This is a genomic window from Psychrobacter sp., assembly GCF_035469765.1.
Lineage (GTDB): Bacteria > Pseudomonadota > Gammaproteobacteria > Pseudomonadales > Moraxellaceae > Psychrobacter.
The window spans coordinates 1-3,249 of sequence record NZ_DATIRM010000021.1; the positions used below are offsets into that span (position 1 = coordinate 1).

Consider the following 3,249-nt stretch of genomic DNA (forward strand, 5'->3'; position numbering starts at 1 on the left):
GCTGATTTATAAAACGCTGAGCGATATCGATATGATCAAACTTCTTCTCATTATTGTTAGCTGTTTGGGCAAGCGTGCTTTTAGAGCTAGCGTGCGTTGATAAAGACTCGGTTTTACCATCTTGTATACCCGACTGTCCTGATGGTTTTTGCGCTTTATTTTTGCGCATGACCAAGACCGCGATGAGTAAAACGATCACCAATCCGGCGATGATATATAGCATATTGTCCATAGTTACTCCCACGCCCACGATCACAGCTGCTTGCATTGATCTGTTAGGCAATTATTGATTGCGTAATTTTTCGAGACGAGCTTGTAGCTCAGCCAGTTTTTGGTTTTGTAATTGTAATTTTCGAGTATAGCTATCAAGCGTACCACTGGTTTTTGATAATTTCTGAGCTTGTGAGGCTGTACTTTGCCTGGATGATTTAAGTATGCTTAATACATCAGTGCTAAGCCCATTGCCTGTTGCTACGCTTGCCTTGGTTTTAGTGCCATCTGCACTGCCTTCATGAACGGGAGCAAGGACAGAAAACTGTGCTTGTGGCAAAGTTTGGGTCTTGGTGGTTACCGGTTTTTCAGTGCGCTTAGTTGTCTGCGCAGTCTCAGATTTAGATATAGGTTTTGGTACAGTTGGTTTTTTTGCGACAGGTGTATTGGCGGCTCTATATTGTCTTTGAGCACTAATGGCAGCTTCAAGCTTTTGCTGTGATGGTAGCACATCGTAATTTGGCAGGCTTAACTGTGCATCTGCTTTTAATTGATTGGCATTTTTATTAATAAATGCGTCAGGATTTTGCATCTGAATCTCTTTCATCACAGTTTGAACATCAATATCGTTTTTCTCTGCGATTTGCTGGGCAATAACCCATAAGTTGTCGTTACGCTGTACTGTATAATTTATCTCAGCGCCAACTGACTTACTTGATGTTGCAACAGAAGTTTTGGACATTGCTGCTTGTTGCAAAGCATTCGAGTCGGATGGCACGCTATTGAGAGAGGCTGTGGTGACAACACTATTACTACTATTTGGGGTAATAGCTTTGTTTTTGTTTATGAGCGCAGTTTCATTCACTACTAAGTTTTCGGGAGTCATGGGAGCCGCGACTACCAAGCCTGTCTCGCTTCTGGTCTTCGGCTGTATCTGACGAGTGATTTGTATGTTTAAGATATCAAATTGTTTATCAGTTTCGCTAGTAGCAGAAGGCATGTTATTTGATGGGACAGTTAAATTCGCATTATTATTATTTTCGCTCGCCACCATGATACTTGCTTTCATATCAACAGGGTTGTTTAATCGACCGATCTCTAAGTGGCTAGGCGCATAAGTTGTGGTATTATTTTGTGTTGTTGTCGCAACTTCTGTCGGTGAGTCAGACGATATAGTCGTTGCTTGAGCGCTTAGTATTTTGGAGCTTGATACTTGAACGCTCGGCGTCTGAATAACAGGCGCTTGTATATGAGACGATTGAGCATTGCGCTCAGGTAATTTTGTCGCGCTTAACGTTGATTTCGACGAATTAGAAGGAAATAGAGGTGGTGGCGCGCCTTTTCTAACAGTGAGTGGCTGCGCGTTGGTGGTAGAAACCACGGGTAGATTGGGCTTTTTTGCACCGGTTACGATATTTTTGGCGGTGGCAATTGGCAAGCTATCACTCAGTGACATCAGTAATGTCTTTGGAATGACATTGCGCTGATTGCCGTCATTGATGGTTAACACCACATCAGCAAAGGGTTTGGATATAGGTTTGGTAGTGGTGATAAAAACTTGACCGCTCGTAGCTGAAGTCGAGTGAAAGCGTACGATCATGGAGTCAGTTGGGGTCAGACCCATTTGCTGATAAATGGCGGAATTTGCCAAACTGGCTGAAAAGTCAGTGTTTTCAATATCGGTTACCATAATACTGGCAACTAAAGGTTCGTGCTGAGCTGAAATAACGACCGTCTTGCCAATGGTCGCTGCTTGGGCGCTAGATACTAAGGCTGCATAACTTATTGAATAAAACAGTGCCATCGATACTGCACGATGTATGCTAGTCAAGCGATAAGGTAAATGACAAGACATATGCAGCCCTTTGGAGTAAAAGTTGTCTGTGTTGTTATAACAAAATACTGTTTAGTTTACCAGTTTATTCCACCACTGTTGTGACCAATAACTGAATTGCAGGCTTAATACTTACACACATCAGTCAACTTTTTTATCAAGCAGCATGGCATCACCATAACTAAAAAACCGATACTCGGATTCGATGGCATGTTGATAAGCCTGTTCGATAGATTTTTTCGTGGCAAACGCGGACACTAGCATGAGCAAAGTAGACTTTGGCAAGTGAAAATTGGTCAGTAATTTATCTACGACGCCAAACTTAAAACCTGGATATATAAAAATATCTGTATCACCTGACCAGCCAGAGAGTGGCTGTCCATCGACTGCGGTTTTTTGATAAGCCGATTCAAGGACACGTGTGACAGTAGTCCCGATAGCAATGACTTGCTTGCCATTGGCATGGGTCTGATTGATAAGGTCGGCAGTGGCTTGAGGCAAATGTGCATATTCACTGTGCATCGTATGGTTAAGCAGGTTATCTGTTTTTACCGGAGCAAACGTACCAGCACCAACATGTAAGGTAACAAAAGAAGTCTGAATACCTTTTGCAGCCAGCTTTTTTAATACGATATCGTCAAAATGCAGACTGGCTGTCGGGGCAGCGACGCTGGCAAGCTTGGCAGGGTCATGAAAGACAGTTTGATAGCGAGTATTGTCCGTGGCATCGGCATGGCGCTCAAAATAGGGCGGGATGGGCAGCTCACCATACAGCTCTAAATCAGGCAGAATGGGCGCATCAAACGCTACAATAAATAAGTTCTCTCGACGTCCAATCATCATACCATTCATATGACCATCAGCAAGTACAAGCCCTTGCCCAAGTTTCAAAGCTTTACTGGCTTTGATATGGCAAAGAGCGATATGTTTTTCTGCAATAATCGTCATGTCTATGGTGTCAGAATTTGACGTTATTGCGTCTAAATCCGCGCTACTTAAATCTGAAAGGGTAACCAAACGCTCAATTAATACTTCAATTTTTCCGCCAGTATCTTTTTGACCGAATAAGCGCGCCTTCATCACTTTGGTGTCGTTAAAAACAATCAAATCGCCTGCATTGAGTATTTCAGGCAACTCAGAAAACAGCTTATCTTCAAACTGACTGCCATTGTTTATATTATCATTGTTAGCCAGTAGATAAAGAA

2 protein-coding genes and 1 pseudogene are annotated in these 3,249 nt (G+C 42.7%); all 3 read right to left on the reverse strand.

What is annotated here, in order from left to right:
- Window positions 1–232, reverse strand: a pseudogene (locus VLN09_RS00485) (pilus assembly protein FimV); the annotation flags it as partial.
- A 51-nt stretch (window positions 233–283) separates the two neighbouring features.
- Window positions 284–2,065, reverse strand: a complete 1,782-nt coding sequence (locus VLN09_RS00490) for a peptigoglycan-binding protein LysM (RefSeq protein WP_325243056.1) — start codon at window positions 2,063–2,065, stop codon at window positions 284–286.
- A 120-nt stretch (window positions 2,066–2,185) separates the two neighbouring features.
- A partial coding sequence (gene queA, locus VLN09_RS00495) for a tRNA preQ1(34) S-adenosylmethionine ribosyltransferase-isomerase QueA (protein ID WP_325243057.1) occupies window positions 2,186–3,249 on the reverse strand: 1,064 nt, incomplete at its 5' end.